This window comes from Candidatus Allofournierella excrementigallinarum, assembly GCF_944388085.1.
Classification (GTDB): domain Bacteria; phylum Bacillota; class Clostridia; order Oscillospirales; family Ruminococcaceae; genus Allofournierella_A; species Allofournierella_A excrementigallinarum.
The window spans coordinates 1-16,666 of record NZ_CALXHK010000047.1 but is presented as its reverse complement, the minus strand read 5'-3'; the positions used below and the strand labels follow the sequence as shown (position 1 = coordinate 16,666).

Sequence of the window (16,666 nt, the reverse complement as noted above, 5' to 3'; positions counted from 1 at the left end):
CACCGACTACAACGACACCGACTACGGCCCGAACAACGACGGCGTCACCGACTACAGCGATACCAACTACGGCGATACCAATTACGACGATGGCGGCAGCGATTACAGCGACGATGACGACGGGGATTCCGGCTATGACGACTGAGCCGCAAAAAGCCATTTCCCTTCGGCATGAGCTGAAGCACCAGATCAACCTGCGGGAAGATCTGGTGCTTTCCCAAAGGCTCAAAAAACTGTTTTCCCACGACAAAAACGCCGGCCCAGACGGTACATACCGGGTGACCAGCCTGTACTTTGACACGCCCTATGACAGCGCCCTGCGGGAGAAAATCGACGGGGTCAACCGGCGGGAAAAATTCCGCCTGCGGTATTACGGGGCGGACGCCTCCTTTATCCGGCTGGAAAAGAAGTACAAAATTAACGGCCTGTGCGGCAAGCGCAGCGCCCGGATGACGCAGGAACAGGTAAAAATGCTGCTTTCCGGCAGTTCTGCATTCCTGCTGGATTCGGGCGAACCGCTTTTCATCGAGCTTTACAGCAAAATCAAAGGGAAAGGATTGCGGCCCAGGACCATCGTCCGTTATGACCGGGAGGCCTTTCTCTATGCACTCGGCAATGTGCGGATTACCCTGGACCGGGATATCCGCACCGGCCTTGGCAACGTGGAGTTTCTAAATCCGGAGATTTTTTACCTGCGCGCCATGGAACCCGGCACAGTGCTGGAGGTCAAATACGACGCGTTTTTGCCGGAAGTTGTCCGCATGGCGGTGCAGGTGCCCGGAAGGCAGGCGGCGGCCTGCTCCAAATACGCCCTTTGCCGGCGGTTTGATTGAAAAGACAGAGGAGAGGCGGCTTTCATGACCTTTCAGGATATTTTCAAATCCAGCTTTCTGGAGAACATCGCCAGTATTTCTATATTGGACATGGCGATCGCTTTCGTTCTGGCTTTCCTGCTGGGATTATTTATCTTTTTCATTTATAAGGAAAGCTACAGCGGGGTGATGTACTCGGCCAGCTTCGGCGTAACGTTGATTGCGTTGTCTTTGATCACTACCCTGCTGATCATGACGGTGGTGAGCAATATTGTGCTGTCCCTGGGCATGGTGGGCGCCCTGTCCATCGTCCGGTTCCGCACGGCGGTCAAGGAACCCATGGATATCGCTTTTTTGTTCTGGGCTATTGCGGTGGGCATTGTCCTGGCGGCAGGGCTGATCCCGCTGGCGGTATTCGGCAGTATCTTCATCGGGGTGGTTCTGTTTGCTTTCTCCAAAAAGAAGACGGTGGATTTCCCGTATATCCTGGTGGTGCACTGCGAAAACAGCGAGATTGAGGAACAGGCGCGGATTTTTGTGAAATCCCAGGTCCGGCGGCTGAGCCTTAAGAGCAAAAGCGTGGACAACGGCTGTGTGGAACTGAATTACGAAGTCCGTTTGAAAGAGGACAGCAGCGCTTTTGCCAACGAGTTGGAGGCTATGCCGGGCGTATCCCGGGTAGTGCTGGTCTCCTACAACGGCGACTATATGGGATAGCGCAATGGTAAGGCATAAATACATCGACTGGATTTGTACAGGCGCGGCGGGTTTGGCAGTCCTCCTCACCCTGCTGCTGATGTTGGGCGAACAACTGGGAATTCCCAAGGCCAGCGCCAACCCGGGATATGTGACCCGGTTGTTTGATAACAGCCGGGTGCACACCATTGATATTCAAATCGCGGACTGGGGCGCTTTTATTGAAAATGCTGAAAAGGAAGAATACGTGACCTGCGCTGTCGAAATCGACGGAGAGGCGTTTCATAATATCGGGCTGCGGGCAAAGGGGAACAATTCCCTGCGGCTGACAGAAGAATACGGGCTGTCCCGCTACAGCCTCAAGCTGGAATTCGACCAATTCCTGGACGGCGGGAATTATTACGGGCTGGACAAATTTTCGCTGGACGCCGCTTTTCAGGATAACAGCTACCTGAAAACCTGCATGGTCTATGATATGATGGCGTTCATGGAGGTTCCGGCTCCGCTTTGCAGCTATACCTGGGTGACGGTCAACGGGGAGGACTGGGGCCTGTTTCTGGCGGTAGAGGAGCCGGAGGAGGCCTTTGCCCGCCGGAATTTCGGGAATGATTACGGGAAGCTGTACAAGCCGGATTACCGTTCCCTGAACGCGGAAAACGCCGACGTGGCGCTGCAATATATCGACGATCACCCGGACAGCTACCCCGGTATCTTTGAAAACGCCAAGTTCAAGGGATCGGAAGCCGATCAGAAGCGGGTGATCGAGGCGCTGAAAACCCTGTCTACCGGTGAGAATTTAGAAACCGCAATCAACGTGGATGAGGTGCTGCGGTATTTTACTGTGCAGGTTTTTGTAATGAACTGGGACAGCTATCTGGGCCGCACCGGGCACAACTACTTTCTGTATGAACAAGACGGGGTGCTCAGCATGCTGCCCTGGGATTACAACCTGGCTTTCGGCACCTATGCCCTGGGGATGACTGACCCTATCAAAGATTCCAACATCCTCATTAACTATCCGATCAACACCCCGGCGGAAGGCAGGGTTATGCTTAACCGGCCGCTGTATCACAACCTGATGAAGCACGACGAGTACTTTGCCCGCTATCACGACTATTTTGATGAATTCCTTTCGGAATATTTTGAAAGCGGCCGGTTTGAAACCTTTCTCCGGCAGGCAGAAAGGCTGATTGCCCCCTATGTCCAAAAGGACCCCACCGCCTTCTGCTCCTTCGCAGACCATCAGCTGGCGGTGGACACTTTGGAGCAGGTATGTCTGCTCCGGGCGCAGAGCGTGCGAAGCCAGCTGGACGGGGAAATCCCCGCTACCATCCGCGACCAGCAGGAAAATCCGGACAGCAAAGTGGACGCTTCCGAAATCCTGCTGACCGACTTGGGGGATTTTGAAGATTTGGAGTCGGCAAAGGAGAGGCAGGATGCGGCTTTGAGGGGCATAACAGGAAAAAGCGCTTAGAACGCACCGGTTCTGAACCGCCCCCACGCTTTTTGCCGCGCATTTTGACAAGGATTATCCCGATGTGAGGATGATAAGCAGTACATCTGCTGTCCGCAAATTTGAATCACCCTTATTGCCCGTAATCAATTTATTGAAAAAGCGGTGGTGCATCCTGCGGACGATGAATGAAAGGCCCGAAGCATTGAGATATTCTGGAAATTTTAGCCCCAAAGCGGGGAGAAGCGCGCCCTTTTTCGGCAGCGCCTCGGCTTAGCTGGCCGGGGCGCTTTTTGTTTTTCTCCCCCGCTCCACACCTCCCCCCGGATTATTTACCGGCTGGGAAGGAGATATAAACGCCGCGGGGCTTCGGCGTCTGTCAACGGGAAAAGAACCAGTGGAGAAACGGGACCCGCCGCCTTTCCCAGCCGGCGTCTCCAAGGCACAGCAGACGGCCATGGAACAGGATGAACCGCTCTGGCAGCCGGCCGGCAAGGTCTTGGCCCCGGCGCTGCATGGTTTCCCGCCCGGCAAGGATGCCGGGACCCTGTCGAACCCTTCCGGGCGCTTTGTCTCCGGCGTGCCTGAAGCGGCAGCCGGCCCGCCTGGCCGCAAGCTCATGGCGGGCCGTTATGGCGTGTTCGCACCCCATGAGGACGGCGTATTCTGCCGCAAAAAGGCCCGGGCCGCCGCGCGGATGTCCTCCACCAGCTGACGCACCACCGGATATGTCTCGTAGGCGGCCTTGGAATAAAAGAGCATGAACTGGCCCCGGGCGCATTCGTCCACGATGGGCACCCCGATCAGCCGCCCTTCCTGAACGCCTTTATAGCGCAGGGCCGCCGGCCAGAAGGAGAGGGCATAGCTCTCGTTGTCCTTTTCCACCAGGGGGATCACGTTGGCCACCGTTTCCACTTCCACCTTTTTCTGGTCCGGGCTCAGGCAGAGGATCCCATGCAGGAACCCCTCCGGCATTTCCGGCACCCGCTCGTTCTGATCCAGATCCGGCAGGATCAGGTAATAATCCCGCAGCTGCTCAAAGGTCACCTCTTTCCGCTGCGCCAGCGGATGGCGGGTGTTCACCAGGCACCGGTAGGCGCCGCTCATCAAAAGCACGGGCGGGTTGCCCTGGATCTCGGTCAGGCGGCGCAGGTGTTCGCCCTCCCGGCACATCACCAGCGCCAGCACCGGCTTGTGGCCCGAACGGGAGATGAACCGCTCCGGCTGCTCGGTCACGGTGAAGTTGATGACCAGTTCCGGATATTTCTTGCGGTAGCGAAGCACGATGTCCGGAAGCAGGAAGTCCGGGAAGGAAAGATAGGTATAGATATCGATCAGCTTGGGCTGGTCGTCCCGGCCCATCGCCTTCCATCCGTCGTAGAGGTCCAGCACCTGCTGCGCCTCGGCATAGACCCTGCACCCTTTTTTTGTCAGGTGCACCCCGCTGGCGGACCGTTCCACCAGCGGGTAGCCAAGTTCCTCCTCCAGAAGTTTCAGGGATTTGGTGAGGCTGGGCTGCGCCACATACAGCTGCTGGGCCGCCTTTGTGATGGACCCCGCCTGCACCAGCGTCACAAAATACCGTAACGACTGAATTTTCATCCTTTTCCCCTCCTTGCAGGCCATAGCTTTTTTTCATGTCTTTTCTTTTTTATGTATTATCCATAAAATTATCAACGTGTTAATATAATCATAAGCAAAGCGACGAAACCGCACAAGGCTTCATCGCCGGAGCATCCGACAAAAACCGACAAAAAAAGGAGTGTGCAGCATGACAAAGCGCGAACGTTTCGAGAAATTCCTCGCCAACGAACCGGTGGACCGGGTCCCTGTGGCCTTCTTCCACCACTTCACCACCGAGCAGGAGTGGCTCACCGGCCTGACCAACGAAGCCGCTTTTGAAAAGAACATCGAGGGCCACCGCACCGCCCGCGCGAAGTTCGACCCGGACGTGATCAAAATCATGAACGATACCCTTATGATCATGCCTGTGGACACCTCGTTTGTCAAGACCCCCGCCGACCTGCGCAAGATCCAGCCCCCCATGCCCGGCTCCGCCTTCTTTGAGAAGAGCAAGGAACTGACCAAGCGGGTGGTGGCCATCTATGAGGGTTCCGACGCGCCCATCTACATCACCGCTTTCAGCCCCTGCATCATCCTGCGCAACAGCATCAGCGGCATGGACATCGGCACCGAAGTGGCCCATTCCAAGCTCTACAGCTTCCTGGAGGAAGACCCCGACTCCGTGATGGCTGCGCTGGACATCATTGCCGACAGCGTGAACGCCCTGAACAAGATGCTGCTCACCGAGTGCGGCGCCGAGGCCGTTTACCTGAGCGTGAACAACCAGGCCCACTATGTGCCCGACGAGTTCTATGCGAAGTACATCGCCCCCTCCGATAAGAAGGTGCTGGCGGCTGCCAATGAGCTGAGCCGTTTCAACATGCTGCACATCTGCGGCTACCACGGCAAGAGCAACAACCTGGAGCTGTTCAAGGACTACGACGTGCCCGTGTTCAACTGGGCGGTGCATGCCGAGGGCGTCGGCCTGGCGGAAGGCAAAAAGCTGTTTGGCGGCAAGCCCGTGTGCGGCGGCTTTGCCCAGGCGGAAACCATCTACACCGGCACCCGCGAGGAGATCACCGCCGAGGTCTGCAAGTATCTGGACGAGGCGGGCCAGGTGGGCGTGATGCTGGGCGCGGACTGCACCGTTCCCACCGACATCGACGACGAGCGTCTGGAGTGGGTCCGTCAGGCCGCCATCCAGTACGCCGCCAACCCCCGCGTGAAGCTGTAAGCCCGCGGAAATACATTTTGTAAGGAGGGAATCGTTTTGGAAAAGCAAACTCGCAGCGGCTGGGATACCTTTAAAGCCTGGTTCGGCATCGGCGCGCTGATGTTTGGCACATATTGCGGCGCGAACATGGCCTCCGGCGTTTATGCCTCGGCCTACATCGTGACGCTGGGCGGCGGCTGGGCCTTTGTGTGGCTGGCCATCTTCTGCTTCGCCATGTCCTTCTTCTGCGCCATCGGCCTGGACTTCGTGCGCGCCTTCAAGGCCACCAACTACAACGCCTATTATCTGGCGCTGTACGGCCTGCACAAACCCGGCTCAAGCCCGGTGCTCAAGACCGTCGTCACCGTCTTCTTCGACGTGTACACCATCCTGATGGGCCTTGTCACCGTGGCCGCTACCGTGGCCCTGTTCGCCGAGCTGTTCAACTCGCTGCTGGGCGTGCCCGTGTTTTTGGGCAGCGTGATCGCCGTGCTTCTGTTCACGGTGCTCACCATCTACGGCGCGTCCTTCCTGCGCAAGTTCAACACCGTGATGACCGTCTCCCTGCTTGTCTCGCTGGCGGCCATCCTGATCGCGGTCATCGCCGTCAAGGGCGACGTGCTGGCCGAGCGCATCGGCAACTTCAGCATCGGCCCTGACTGGGGCCTCACCACCGTCGCGGCCCACACCTCCATGTTCATCTCCTACTGCTTCACCACCTCCAGCTGGGGCTCCTCGCTGAGCAACTATGCCGATCAGATCCACACCAAGAAGGACGCCATCGGCTCCGGCATCACCATCGGCGTGATGGTCACCCTGCTCTTCGTCGTCACCGGCGCCATCGTGCTGCCCTTCATGCCGGAAGTGTACGAAGGCACCCCCATCCTGGAGATCTGCCAGCAGTACCTCAGCCCCGTGCTGACCATCGTCTACTGGATCGTGGTCATCTTCTCGGTGGTCTCCACCGCCCCCACCTTCACCTTCAACGTGGCCAACCGCTGGTCCGTCGTGTGGAAGAGCGAAAAGGTGCCTCAGCGCGCCAAGTTCTTCGTGATCGCGCTCATCTTCCTGCTCACCTGCTGGTTCATCTCCGGCGTGGGCCTGATGGCCATCGTGCAGAAAGGCTATGTGCTGCTGGGCAACCTGGCGCTGTTCGCCATCGTCATCCCGCTGTTCATCTCCATCGTGCGCGTCGCCATGGTGGACAAAAAGGAAAAGCTGGAAGCTTCCAAGCAGGCCTGACCCCCTGCCCGCCCTGACGCGGGCGCCGCCAGGCCGGCACTGACCCGGCGCCCGGTAATGCCTTCGTATTATCGGGCGCCGTTTTGTTTCAAACACACCCTGCTGTTGAAAGGAGCCCGTCACCATGGTACCCGGTCAATATGAAAATTATTTGAAGATCCTGAACAAAGAGCTTATTCCCGCCATGGGCTGCACCGAACCCATCGCCATCGCCTTCGCCGCCGCCAAGGCCCGGCAGGTGCTGGGGGCAATGCCTGAAAAAATGGTCGCTCTTTGCAGCGGCAACATCATCAAGAACGTGAAGGGCGTGAACGTGCCCAACGCCGGCGGGCAGAAAGGCATCGAGGTAGCCGCTTTGCTGGGCGCGCTGGCCGGCGACCCCGATCTGGAGCTGGAAGTCATCAGCCGCGTGCCGCCCGAGGCCGCCGAAGAGGTTCGCCGCCTGGCGGCTGCGGGCGTCTGCCGCTGTGAGCTGGCGGAGGGCGTGGAGAACCTGTACATCCGCATCGAAGCCGAAGCCGGGGCCGACGCCGCGGTGGTGGAGGTCAAGACCAAGCACAACCACATCGCCCGCATCGAGAAAAACGGCCAGGTGCTGCTGGAGGCGGACGACATCCCCGCCGAGGACGGCGGCGACAAGAGCCAGCTGAACCTGAAGGACATCCTGGAATTTGCCGACACGGTGAAGATCGAGGACGTGAAGGCGCTGCTGGACGAGCAGATCCGCTGCAACAGCGAGATCGCCCGGGTGGGCCTGGAAGAGGAATGGGGCGCGGGCGTGGGCCGCACCCTTCTGGAAGTGTGGGGTGGCAGCGTGCGCACCCGGGCCATGGCCAGCGCCGCCGCCGGGTCGGACGCGCGGATGAACGGCTGCGCGCTGCCGGTGGTCATCAACGCGGGCAGCGGCAACCAGGGCATCACCTGCGCCATGCCGGTGGTGACCTACGCAAAAGAGCTGGGCGTCTGCGACGAAAAGCTCTACCGCGCCCTGACCCTGACCAACCTCATCGCCCTGCACCAGAAGCGCTACATCGGCAACCTGTCCGCTTACTGTGGCGCGGTGTCGGCGGGCACCGCCGCCGCCTGCGGCGTGGCCTATCTCTACGGCGAAGGCTACGACGTCATCGGGCGGACCATCGTCAATTCCCTGGGCAATGTGGGCGGCATCGTGTGCGACGGCGCCAAGGCCTCCTGCGCGGCCAAGATCGCCAGCGCGGTGAACAGCGGCCTGCTGGGCTACGAGATGGCAAAGCGGGGCCGGGTGTTTCCCTTCGGCGAGGGCCTGGTGGAGGAGGACTACGAGCATACCATCCGCAACTTCGGCCGCCTGGGCAGGGACGGCATGAAGGCCACCGACGTGGAGATCCTGAACATGATGATCGGCAAGTAACGCCCTTCCTCTTTTCTCACGGCCGCCCCGTTCCGGGGCCGGGCGGAGGCCGCGCCGCAGCGGCCTCCGCCCTTTTTGCATTGAACCTGCCGCCGGGATGGAGTAAAATGTGGGCAAAGCGATTCTTTCATCTTTTGGAAAGGAATGTCAGAACATGAAATACGATTTCACTTCCATCCCGGACCGCCGCGGCAAAGACGCCCTCGCCGTGGACGGGCTGGGCAAACCTGGCGGTTTTGCCCCCGCCGCGCCCAAGGCAGGGTTTGACGCCATCCCCATGTGGGTGGCGGACATGAATTTCGCCACCGTGCCCACCATCCCCAGGGCGCTCGCCGAGCGGGCGGCCCACCCCCTCTACGGCTACTTTGAGCCCACCGGCGAGTACTTCGACTCCATCATCGCCTGGCAGGAAAACCGCAACGGCGTGACCGGCCTTTGCCGCGAGTGCATCGGCTACGAGAACGGCGTGCTGGGCGGCGTGATCAGCGCCCTGAACGTGGCCTGCTCCCGGGGCGGCAGGGTGCTGGTCCACTCCCCCACCTATGTGGGCTTTACCTCGGCCCTTTCCAACAACGGCTACAACATGGTGCTCAGCCCACTGAAGCGGGATGAAGCCGGTGTGTGGCGCATGGACTTTGCGGACATGGAGGAAAAGCTGCGCACCCAGAATATCCACGCCGCCATCCTCTGCTCGCCCCACAACCCCTGCGGCCGGGTGTGGGAGCGCTGGGAGCTGGAGCAGGCCATGGCCCTGTTCGAGAAGTATGAGGTGACGGTGGTGTCCGACGAGATCTGGAGCGACATCATCCTGGAGGGAAACAGGCACATCCCCACCCAGTCGGTAAGCGAGTGGGCGCGGCAGAACACCGTGGCGCTGTACGCCCCCAGCAAGACCTTCAACCTGGCGGGCCTTGTGGGCAGCTACCACATCATCTACAACAAGCGCCTGCGGGACCGGGTGCGGAAGGAATCCAGCCTGAGCCACTACAACAGCATGAACGTGCTGAGCATGCACGCGCTCATCGCCGCCTGCCAGCCGGAGGGCCGCGAGTGGCTGGAGGAACTGCGCCAGGTGCTGACCGCCAACGTGGACTACGCCTGCCGCTTCATCCAAGAGCACTTTGAAGGTGTGGACGCGGCCCGGCCCCAGGGCACCTACATGCTGTTCGCAGACTGCACCCAGTGGTGCGAGGCCCACGGCAAAACCATCGGCGAGGTGGAAAAAGCCTGCTGGGACGTGGGCGTGGCGGTGCAGGACGGCCGGGCCTTCCACGGCCCCTGCCACCTGCGCATCAACCTGGCCCTGCCTCTCAGCCGGGTGCAGGAGGCCTTCGGCCGGCTGGACAAATACGTGTTCAACGCCTGATGGCGAAAACGCGCAAGGCCCCCGGGGCGGCCGTCAGGCCGCCCCGGGGGCTTTGGCTTTCAGGGGCGCGTGCTCAGTCGATGACGGTGCGGGTGCGCCCGATGCCCACCGCCGCAGCGGTGAGCTTCTTCCAGGTGTTGCAGCCGCAGACGCCGTCCACCGAGAGGCTCACCGCGCGCTGGAAGGCGCGCAGGGCGTTCTCGGTGTTGGGGCCGAACTTGCCGTCCAGCGTGCGGGTGGAATAGCCCAGGGCGTTCAGCGCGTCCTGCAGCACCAGCACGTATGCGCCCACCGCGCCCCGGCGCAGGGTGGGGTAGCCGGAGGTGGTGCCCGAGCAGGCGGGCCGGCCATAGCGCCGGTCAAAGTGGACCCAGGTGGGGGTCATGCTCTGGGGCTCCACATAGCCCCAGGCGCCGGTGTTTTTGGCCGCCCTCCAGATGGCGTTGCGGGCGGTGGAGCCCTGGCCCTGGCCCACGTCGAAGGCCACGCCGGCATAGTGCTGGCTGGCGGTGCCGTGGCCGCCCTCCCAGATGCGCTTGAAGGCATAGCCCACGTGGATGCCCCTGCCGTAGCTGCGGCGGGTGAGGTTCCAGGCCTCCATGGCGGCGGTGGTGGTCCACAGGGTGGGGCTGGAGGAGCTGCCCCGGAACTCCCGCACCCGCAGGGTGGTGCCGGTGGAAAAGGGCATGGCGTCGCTCTCATTCAGGTTGTAGGTCAGCAAGCGGTTTTCATAGAAGTCGTAGACGAATACTTTGGGCATGCCGGGTCTCTCCTTTCGTTACTTGGCGCAGTTTGCGCAGGATGCGGAAACGGACGGGTCGAGCAGGTCAAAGATGCTCTGCCAGGTCTGGCGGTCCACCACGCCGGAGACCGGCAGGCCCAGGCCCTCCTGGAACAGGCGCACCGCCTGTTCGGTGGCCTCGCCGAACACGCCGTCCACCGGCACGAATTCCGCCGTGCAGTAGAGCACCGCCACCTGGTTCATCAGCTGCTGCAGCTGCATCACCGCGTCGCCCGCGCTGCCCAGCTGCATCACATAGCCGGGATACTCCGGGCCGGCGGCCAAGGCGGTCTGCTCGCTGCCCGCCGCCGCCAGGCTGAGGAAAGTAGCGGTGAGGGCGTTCCAGGTGATCTCGTCCGCCGTGCCGGTGACAGGCAGGCTGAACTCGCTCTGGAAGCTCTCCAGCGCGTTTCTGGTCCTGGAGCCGAACACGCCGTCGATGCCGCCGGGGGACTGGACCTCGTCGTAGAAATAGGCGACGTATTCCAGCAAAAACTGCAGCCAGGCCGCGTCGCTGCCTGCGGCGCCCTCGGCCAGCGCGAACCCCGGCCAGGGCAGCAGGCGGTAGGCCTGCACCAGCCCGTCGCTGGTGCGCAGGGTCTGGCTCTGCTGATAGAGCTTCTCCCAGGTGGCGGGCCCGATGACGCCGTCCTGGGTGAGGCCGAACAGCTTCTGGAAGGCCTTCACCGCCGCCTCGGTGGCAGGGCCGAACTCCCCGTCGATGTTGATGCGGGGGATGGAAGGGTAGTAGGCGCTCATCAGCACAAGATAGAACTGCGCCTCCCGCACAGCCCGCCCGGTGCTGCCCAGGCGCAGCGGGCTGCCGGGATAAGCGCCCGGACGCTGGTTCGGGGCCAGCAGCTGGTTGGTCACGTCGGCATAGATCTCATAGAGCTTCTGCCAGGTGGCGGGCCCCACCACGCCGTCGGCAGTCAAACCGAACTCGCGCTGGAAGGCCCTCACCGCCGCCTCGGTGCCGGAACCGAAGACGCCGTCCACCGCCGGGCTGGGGATGGAGGAGTAGTTGCTGGCGGCGATGCGCAGCCAGAACTGCACCTTGCGCACCGCGTCGCCCCGGCTGCCCACACGCAGCGGGCTGCCGGGATAGCCGTTATTCGACTGGTTGATGTCGCTCTCAAGGCTCTGGTACTGGCTCCAGATGGCGTCCCAGGTCATGCGGCCCACCACGCCGTCGGCAGCAAGGCCGTTTTTCTCCTGGAAGGCCCTCACCGCCGCCTCGGTGCCGGCGCCGAAGATGCCGTCCACCGCCAGATCGCGCAGGCCGGGGTCGAACTCCGCCAGCTGCTGCAGCCAGAACTGCATCTGCTCCACGCTGTTGCCCCGGTCGCCCCGGCGCAAGGGCGTGCCGGGATAGCCGCTGCCGGTGATGGTGTCCTGGCTGCCGGTGGGTTTTTCGCCCTCGCTGGTCAGCTCCGCCAGCTTCTTCACGCTGACGTAAATGTAGCTGATCTTATACCAGGTGGAGCGGCCCACCACGCCGTCGGCGGTGAGGTTGAAGTGCTTTTGGAAGGCCTTCACCGACGCCTCGGTGGCCGCGCCGAACACACCGTCGGTGCCGGGGCTGCCGAAGGCGGGGTAGTTTTTGGCGATGCGGGTCAGCTGGCGCTGGATGATGCGCACCTCCTCGCCGGAATCGCCCCGGCGCAAGGGCGTGCCGGGATAGCTCTGGGGGATGCCCTGGATGTTGTTCGTGCGCACGATCTCGATGTCGCTGCCGTAGTAGTAGCGCAGGATCTGCAGGGCGTTCAGCCCCGCGTTCGCCCGGTCCACGGTGCCCCACTGCTTCATACCCGGGCAGCTGACGGTCTTGCCGTCGCAATACTCGGTGTAGTAGGGCTCGATGGTGCCTTCGCGGCGCACGTAGGTGTTGAAGATGTCGTCGGTGATGCGCTCCATGGGCTCGAAGATCTCCCGCCCGTGGACGTAGTACTGGTCGTAGCTGGTGGAGTTTGTGATGTTGAAGTTGTAACCCTTGCTGGGGTACCACTCGGTGAAGATGCGGTTCAGCGCCAGGCTGATCTGGGCGTGGATGTTGGCCCGCAGCGCCTGTTCCGGCCAGGTGGGATACACCTCGCTGGAGGCCACGTTGGCGATGTACCTGCGGAAGCTCACCGTCACATTCTTGGCGCTGGCCGCCGGCTTGCCAAGATGCACCGTGATGGTCTCGGGGATGATGGGCACGGTGAGCACCCTCGGCTCGCACAGCTGCACCGGCGCGGTGCTGGGCGCTTCGCTTCCAGGGCTGTAGAGCTGGTGGGGCGGCACCGCAAAGCTGTCCGGCTGGGGGGCGGGCGCGCCCAGGCGCTGCATGGGGCGCATCTCCAACTGGGCCAGCGTCACCTGCCCCGCGAACAGCTGCAGGCCATCCAGCGTCAGGGGCTGGTAGCCCTCCTTGTCCGCCGTCAGGTCCCACACGCTGTAGGGCCGCTGGGTGGCGTTCTCGTCCAGCGAGATCGAGGCGGGCGGCGCGGGCAGCTCCAGGTCCGGGGCGTTGCCCTCGCCGTCGGTGTAAAATTCCATTTCCTGTGCCGGCTGGCCGCCAGCGCAGCGCAGGCGGATGCGCACATCGCCCACCGGCGCGCTTTCCCGCGCCGCATAGGTCTGCACCCGCAAAATTCCGTTGCTCATAGGCTGATGCTCCTTTTCTTCAGGATGGAAGGGCGGCTGACCCACCTTATTCACCGGGGCGGCGGGCCGTTCCTCTTGGCTTTTGGGGCAAAGTGTATTATACTGGTTGCAGCAAGACCTTCTCATGGAAAGGAGCCGAAGAAAATGCGATACACTGTGGAAAATGAATTTTTGCGCGTGGAGGTGGACACCCTCGGCGCCGAGCTGGCCAGCGTGGTGGACAAGGCCTCCGGCGCCCAGATGCTCTGGCAGGGCGACCCCGCTGTGTGGCCCCGGCGCGCGCCCATCCTGTTCCCCTACTGCGGCAAGCTGGCAGGCGGCAGCTTCACGGTGGAGGGCAAAACCTACGCCGGCGCCCAGCACGGCTTTGCCCGCGATCTGGAGCATGAGTTTTTGGGCTGCGACGGCACGGCCCTGCGCTTCCGCCTTGCCAGCAGCGCCGAGACCCTGGCGCTGTTCCCCTTCGACTTCGTTCTGGAGAGCACCTATGCCCTGGAGGGCCGCACCCTGCGCCACACCCTGGCGGTGACCAACTCAGGCAGCAGGGAGCTGCGCTTCGGCATCGGCTATCACCCCGGCTTCAACCTGCCCTTTGATGAAAAGCACACCACCGAGGACTACGAGCTGCGCTTTGACGTGCCCCAGACCCCCATCGTGCAGGAGGTGGAGGCGGGCTACCTCACCGGCGGCGCCCATCCGATGATGGAAAGCAGCCGGGTCATCCCCATGAACGACCGCATGTTCGACAACGACTCCATCTGCATGGGCGGGCTTTCCGCCAAGACCCTGTGCCTGGTGGAAAAAGACACCGGCCGCCGCATCACCTTTGACATCGAGGGCTATCCCTACACCCTGATCTGGAGCGCCGTGGGCGACCCGAAGCTCCACTTCCTCTGCGTGGAGCCCTGGCGCAGCCTGCAGGACAGAGCGGACGCCTCCGGCGACTGGGCCGAGAAGCCCTGCGCCGCGGCCCTGGCCCCCGGCGAAAAGTGGGACACCACCCTGGCCATCACCTTCCAGCGCTGAATCTGAACAACAAAGCGCCGTGCGCGGATGCACCGCGCACGGCCTTTTCATCCCTTGAACAAGGAGGCTTTTTTATGTCCACTGCCTTTGAGAGCCGCACCGCCATGCTGCTGGGCGAGGCGGGGGTGGAAAAACTTCGCCGCGCCCATGTGGTGCTGTTCGGCCTGGGGGGCGTGGGCGGCTATGCGGCCGAGGCGCTGGCCCGGGCCGGGGTGGGCGCGCTGACCCTGGTGGACGACGACCGGGTGGCCGAGAGCAACCTGAACCGCCAGATCATCGCCCTCACCACCACGGTGGGCATGGCCAAGACCCAGGCGGCGGCACAGCGGGTGCTGGCCATCAACCCCGCCTGCAGGGTGGTGGAAAAGGCGCTGTTCTACACGCCCGAAACGGCGGGCCAGGTGCCGCTGGAGGGGGCGGACTATGTGGTGGACGCGGTGGACACCGTGACCGCCAAGCTGGAGATCATCGCCCGGGCCCGGGCGGCGGGGGCGCCGGTGATCAGCTGCATGGGCACCGGCAACAAGCTGCACCCGGAGCTGCTGCGCCTTTCGGTGCTGGAAAAGACCGAAGGCTGCCCCCTGGCGCGGGTGATGCGGCGGGAGTGCCGCGTCCGCGGCCTCAAAAACGTGCCGGTGGTCTATTCCCCCGAACGGCGCCTGACCCCCGCGGCGGAGCTTGCCGCCGGTGAAGGGCCGGGGCCCCAGCGCCCCGGCGCGCCCCGGTGCCAGACCCCCGGCAGTGTGAGCTTTGTGCCGGGGGCGGCGGGGCTTATCCTGGCGGGCAAGGTCATCCGGGACATCGCCGGGGTGGAGTGAGCCGCACCGCTGAAAAGAAAAAGCGGCCCGGGGCCTGCATGTCGCAGGCCCCGGGCCGTTCGCTTTTTAGTTACGCCGCCGAGGTGTCCCCGTCCTCCAGCGCGTCCGCCTGGGCCAGGCCGGAGATGGTCAGGCCGCCGCTCATGTAATGGCTGCCGCCGTCGTAGGCAAGGCCGATCTTGTAGCGGGCGCCCGCCTCCAGGCCGGTGAAGGTGCCGGTGCGGCATTCGCCGTCGGCGGTGAAGTACATGGTGCCGCCGTCCACATATTCGCGGCCGCCGTAGGTCTCCTTCCAGAGGGTCACCCGGTAGGAAAAGCGGGTCTCGCTGGTGGTGGTGGCGCTGCTGGTGACGGTGATGGTGTCGCCCGCAGGGGTGAAGTAGCCGCTGGTGCGGGCCTGCACCCCGTTGAACACCATGTAGAGGGTGTCGCCCACGATGGTGGAGGCCAGGGTGGCGGATGTGTCCAGCCCTTCCTCGGGCCAGGTGATGCTGCCGCCGGGCTGGGCTTCGTTCTGGGTGGCGGCCTCGGGCTCTTCCTCGCTGCCGCAGCCGGGCAGCAGGCTCAGAGCCAGCGCCAGGGCAAGGGCCAGCGCCAGAAAACGGTTTTTGCGCTTCATAGTTTTCCTCCGTAAGGCGGCGGGCTTTGACAAACCCGCGCGCCGTGTTACAATAAGGTCAAGCGGAATGCCCGCCGCCGCAAAAGTGCGGCGAAGGGTGGATACTGTTTTATTATAATCCAAAAACGGCTGTCTTACAAGGCCAACCGCCCCGAAAGGAGTTTTTATGATGGATGCCCTCGACTGTGTGGATCTGGTGCGCCACGGCATGGTGCGCTTTCGTGTACCCGACGGCCCGGTGGTGTACACGGACCCCTTCCAGTTGGAGAAAGCCCCCCACGACGCCGACCTCATCGTGGTGACCCACAGCCATTCCGACCACTTCTCCCCCGATGACCTGCGAAAGGCGGCGGGGCCGGACACCTGCTTCGCGGTGACGGCGCCGGTGGCCGACTGGCTCACGGCAGAGATGGGCGTGGACCCCGCCTACATCAGCCTGCTGACCCCCGCGGCCCCGGACCTGGTGTTCGAGTGCGGCGTGGTGCTCACGCCGCTGGCCGCCGAAAACAAAAATCATCCTCTGGGCTTTGGCTTCGGCGCGCTGCTGCGGATGGGCGGCTTTTCCTATTATGTGGCGGGCGATACCGATGTGCTCAGCGATGTGGCGTGCGACGTGCTGTTCGTGCCCTGCGACGGGCTTTACAACATGCTGCGCTACATGGACCAGATCCCCGGCCAGCTGGCCGCCATGGATCACAAGCCCGGCGTGGTGGTGCCCTATCACTACGCAGGCTACATGGAGGGCACCGACAACAATGGCCCGCGCCTTGCGGAAAAGCTGAAGGCCATGGGCTTCAAGGTCAAGCTGCTCTGCCGTCCGTGAGCGGGTTTTAAAAAGGAAGAAACGGGCGTCCCTTGAGCCAAATCGGCTTTTGGGGCGCTCGTTTTTTGCACTGTGCGGGATGTGCCTGCCCGGCAAAGAAAAAGGGCCCCCGCCTTGCGGCAGGGGCCCCTGAAAATGGGCAAAGAGAAAGCCGGCGCCTACCTATTTTCCCAGGTCGTCTCCAACCAAGTATCTTCGGCACTACGGAGCTTAAC

The 16,666-nt window shown here is 62.6% G+C and carries 14 protein-coding genes; 10 read left to right on the top strand and 4 right to left on the bottom strand.

Translation table 11 applies throughout. From position 1 onward, the window contains the following. The first annotated feature begins 134 nt into the window (after positions 1–134). Genes ACH2AT_RS08840 through ACH2AT_RS08830 form a run of 3 tightly spaced genes read left to right on the top strand, consistent with a single transcriptional unit; the run spans position 135 to position 2,982 of the window. Positions 135–833, top strand: a complete 699-nt coding sequence (locus ACH2AT_RS08840; RefSeq protein ID WP_394965311.1) for a polyphosphate polymerase domain-containing protein — start codon at positions 135–137, stop codon at positions 831–833. Positions 834–857: 24 nt separating this feature from the next. Further along, positions 858–1,529, top strand: a complete 672-nt coding sequence (locus ACH2AT_RS08835; RefSeq protein WP_394965309.1) for a DUF4956 domain-containing protein — start codon at positions 858–860, stop codon at positions 1,527–1,529. Positions 1,530–1,581: 52 nt separating this feature from the next. Beyond that, a complete protein-coding gene (locus ACH2AT_RS08830) occupies positions 1,582–2,982 on the top strand; it encodes a CotH kinase family protein (protein WP_394965307.1) in 1,401 nt (466 codons plus the stop codon). 609 nt (positions 2,983–3,591) lie between these two features. On the opposite strand, the gene ACH2AT_RS08825 is transcribed toward ACH2AT_RS08830, so the two are convergent. Further along, on the bottom strand, positions 3,592–4,563 hold the full coding sequence (locus ACH2AT_RS08825; RefSeq protein ID WP_394965305.1) for a LysR family transcriptional regulator: 972 nt from the start codon (positions 4,561–4,563) through the stop codon (positions 3,592–3,594). Between the two features lie 169 nt (positions 4,564–4,732). Between ACH2AT_RS08825 and ACH2AT_RS08820 the strand changes: the two genes are divergently transcribed. The 4 genes from ACH2AT_RS08820 to ACH2AT_RS08805 all read left to right on the top strand — a co-directional run bounded on the left by ACH2AT_RS08820 (position 4,733) and on the right by ACH2AT_RS08805 (position 9,735). Next, positions 4,733–5,758 (top strand): uroporphyrinogen decarboxylase family protein, encoded by a 1,026-nt coding sequence (locus ACH2AT_RS08820; protein WP_177521772.1) that lies wholly within the window; start codon positions 4,733–4,735, stop codon positions 5,756–5,758. A gap of 36 nt (positions 5,759–5,794) precedes the next feature. Further along, complete coding sequence (locus ACH2AT_RS08815) at positions 5,795–6,979, top strand: hypothetical protein (protein ID WP_394965303.1); 1,185 nt, start codon at positions 5,795–5,797, stop codon at positions 6,977–6,979. Between the two features lie 124 nt (positions 6,980–7,103). After that, the gene (locus ACH2AT_RS08810; RefSeq protein WP_394965301.1) at positions 7,104–8,369 is read left to right on the top strand and encodes a serine dehydratase subunit alpha family protein; all 1,266 of its coding nucleotides are present in this window, start codon (positions 7,104–7,106) and stop codon (positions 8,367–8,369) included. A 154-nt stretch (positions 8,370–8,523) separates the two neighbouring features. Next, on the top strand, positions 8,524–9,735 hold the full coding sequence (locus ACH2AT_RS08805) for a MalY/PatB family protein (RefSeq protein WP_394965299.1): 1,212 nt from the start codon (positions 8,524–8,526) through the stop codon (positions 9,733–9,735). A gap of 73 nt (positions 9,736–9,808) precedes the next feature. Here the strand turns inward: ACH2AT_RS08805 and ACH2AT_RS08800 are convergent, their stop codons facing one another. Both ACH2AT_RS08800 and ACH2AT_RS08795 read right to left on the bottom strand, forming a co-directional pair. Further along, positions 9,809–10,495 (bottom strand): peptidoglycan-binding protein, encoded by a 687-nt coding sequence (locus tag ACH2AT_RS08800; protein ID WP_394965297.1) that lies wholly within the window; start codon positions 10,493–10,495, stop codon positions 9,809–9,811. Between the two features lie 18 nt (positions 10,496–10,513). Next, positions 10,514–13,165 carry a peptidoglycan-binding protein gene (locus ACH2AT_RS08795; RefSeq protein WP_394965295.1) on the bottom strand — a complete coding sequence of 884 codons (2,652 nt, stop codon included), beginning with the start codon at positions 13,163–13,165 and terminating at the stop codon, positions 10,514–10,516. 144 nt (positions 13,166–13,309) lie between these two features. Between ACH2AT_RS08795 and ACH2AT_RS08790 the strand changes: the two genes are divergently transcribed. Together ACH2AT_RS08790 and ACH2AT_RS08785 are read left to right on the top strand one after the other, a co-directional pair. Then, on the top strand, positions 13,310–14,191 hold the full coding sequence (locus ACH2AT_RS08790) for an aldose 1-epimerase family protein (protein ID WP_394965293.1): 882 nt from the start codon (positions 13,310–13,312) through the stop codon (positions 14,189–14,191). A gap of 74 nt (positions 14,192–14,265) precedes the next feature. Beyond that, positions 14,266–15,009, top strand: a complete 744-nt coding sequence (locus tag ACH2AT_RS08785; protein WP_394965291.1) for a ThiF family adenylyltransferase — start codon at positions 14,266–14,268, stop codon at positions 15,007–15,009. 70 nt (positions 15,010–15,079) lie between these two features. On the opposite strand, the gene ACH2AT_RS08780 is transcribed toward ACH2AT_RS08785, so the two are convergent. Further along, complete coding sequence (locus tag ACH2AT_RS08780; protein WP_394965289.1) at positions 15,080–15,628, bottom strand: hypothetical protein; 549 nt, start codon at positions 15,626–15,628, stop codon at positions 15,080–15,082. A 166-nt stretch (positions 15,629–15,794) separates the two neighbouring features. Between ACH2AT_RS08780 and ACH2AT_RS08775 the strand changes: the two genes are divergently transcribed. Then, positions 15,795–16,451: an MBL fold metallo-hydrolase gene (locus ACH2AT_RS08775; protein WP_394965287.1), complete on the top strand. Its 657-nt coding sequence runs from the start codon at positions 15,795–15,797 to the stop codon at positions 16,449–16,451. Positions 16,452–16,666 lie beyond the last annotated feature (215 nt).

What these genes read in the sequence shown, in the direction of transcription:
- ACH2AT_RS08840 (WP_394965311.1), top strand. Translation starts at nt 135, where the DNA reads ATGACGACTGAGCCGCAAAAAGCCATTTCCCTTCGGCATGAGCTGAAG.
- ACH2AT_RS08835 (WP_394965309.1), top strand. Translation starts at nt 858, where the DNA reads ATGACCTTTCAGGATATTTTCAAATCCAGCTTTCTGGAGAACATCGCC.
- ACH2AT_RS08825 (WP_394965305.1), bottom strand. Translation starts at nt 4,563, where the DNA reads ATGAAAATTCAGTCGTTACGGTATTTTGTGACGCTGGTGCAGGCGGGG.
- ACH2AT_RS08820 (WP_177521772.1), top strand. Translation starts at nt 4,733, where the DNA reads ATGACAAAGCGCGAACGTTTCGAGAAATTCCTCGCCAACGAACCGGTG.
- ACH2AT_RS08810 (WP_394965301.1), top strand. Translation starts at nt 7,104, where the DNA reads ATGGTACCCGGTCAATATGAAAATTATTTGAAGATCCTGAACAAAGAG.
- ACH2AT_RS08805 (WP_394965299.1), top strand. Translation starts at nt 8,524, where the DNA reads ATGAAATACGATTTCACTTCCATCCCGGACCGCCGCGGCAAAGACGCC.
- ACH2AT_RS08800 (WP_394965297.1), bottom strand. Translation starts at nt 10,495, where the DNA reads ATGCCCAAAGTATTCGTCTACGACTTCTATGAAAACCGCTTGCTGACC.
- ACH2AT_RS08795 (WP_394965295.1), bottom strand. Translation starts at nt 13,165, where the DNA reads ATGAGCAACGGAATTTTGCGGGTGCAGACCTATGCGGCGCGGGAAAGC.
- ACH2AT_RS08790 (WP_394965293.1), top strand. Translation starts at nt 13,310, where the DNA reads ATGCGATACACTGTGGAAAATGAATTTTTGCGCGTGGAGGTGGACACC.
- ACH2AT_RS08785 (WP_394965291.1), top strand. Translation starts at nt 14,266, where the DNA reads ATGTCCACTGCCTTTGAGAGCCGCACCGCCATGCTGCTGGGCGAGGCG.
- ACH2AT_RS08780 (WP_394965289.1), bottom strand. Translation starts at nt 15,628, where the DNA reads ATGAAGCGCAAAAACCGTTTTCTGGCGCTGGCCCTTGCCCTGGCGCTG.
- ACH2AT_RS08775 (WP_394965287.1), top strand. Translation starts at nt 15,795, where the DNA reads ATGATGGATGCCCTCGACTGTGTGGATCTGGTGCGCCACGGCATGGTG.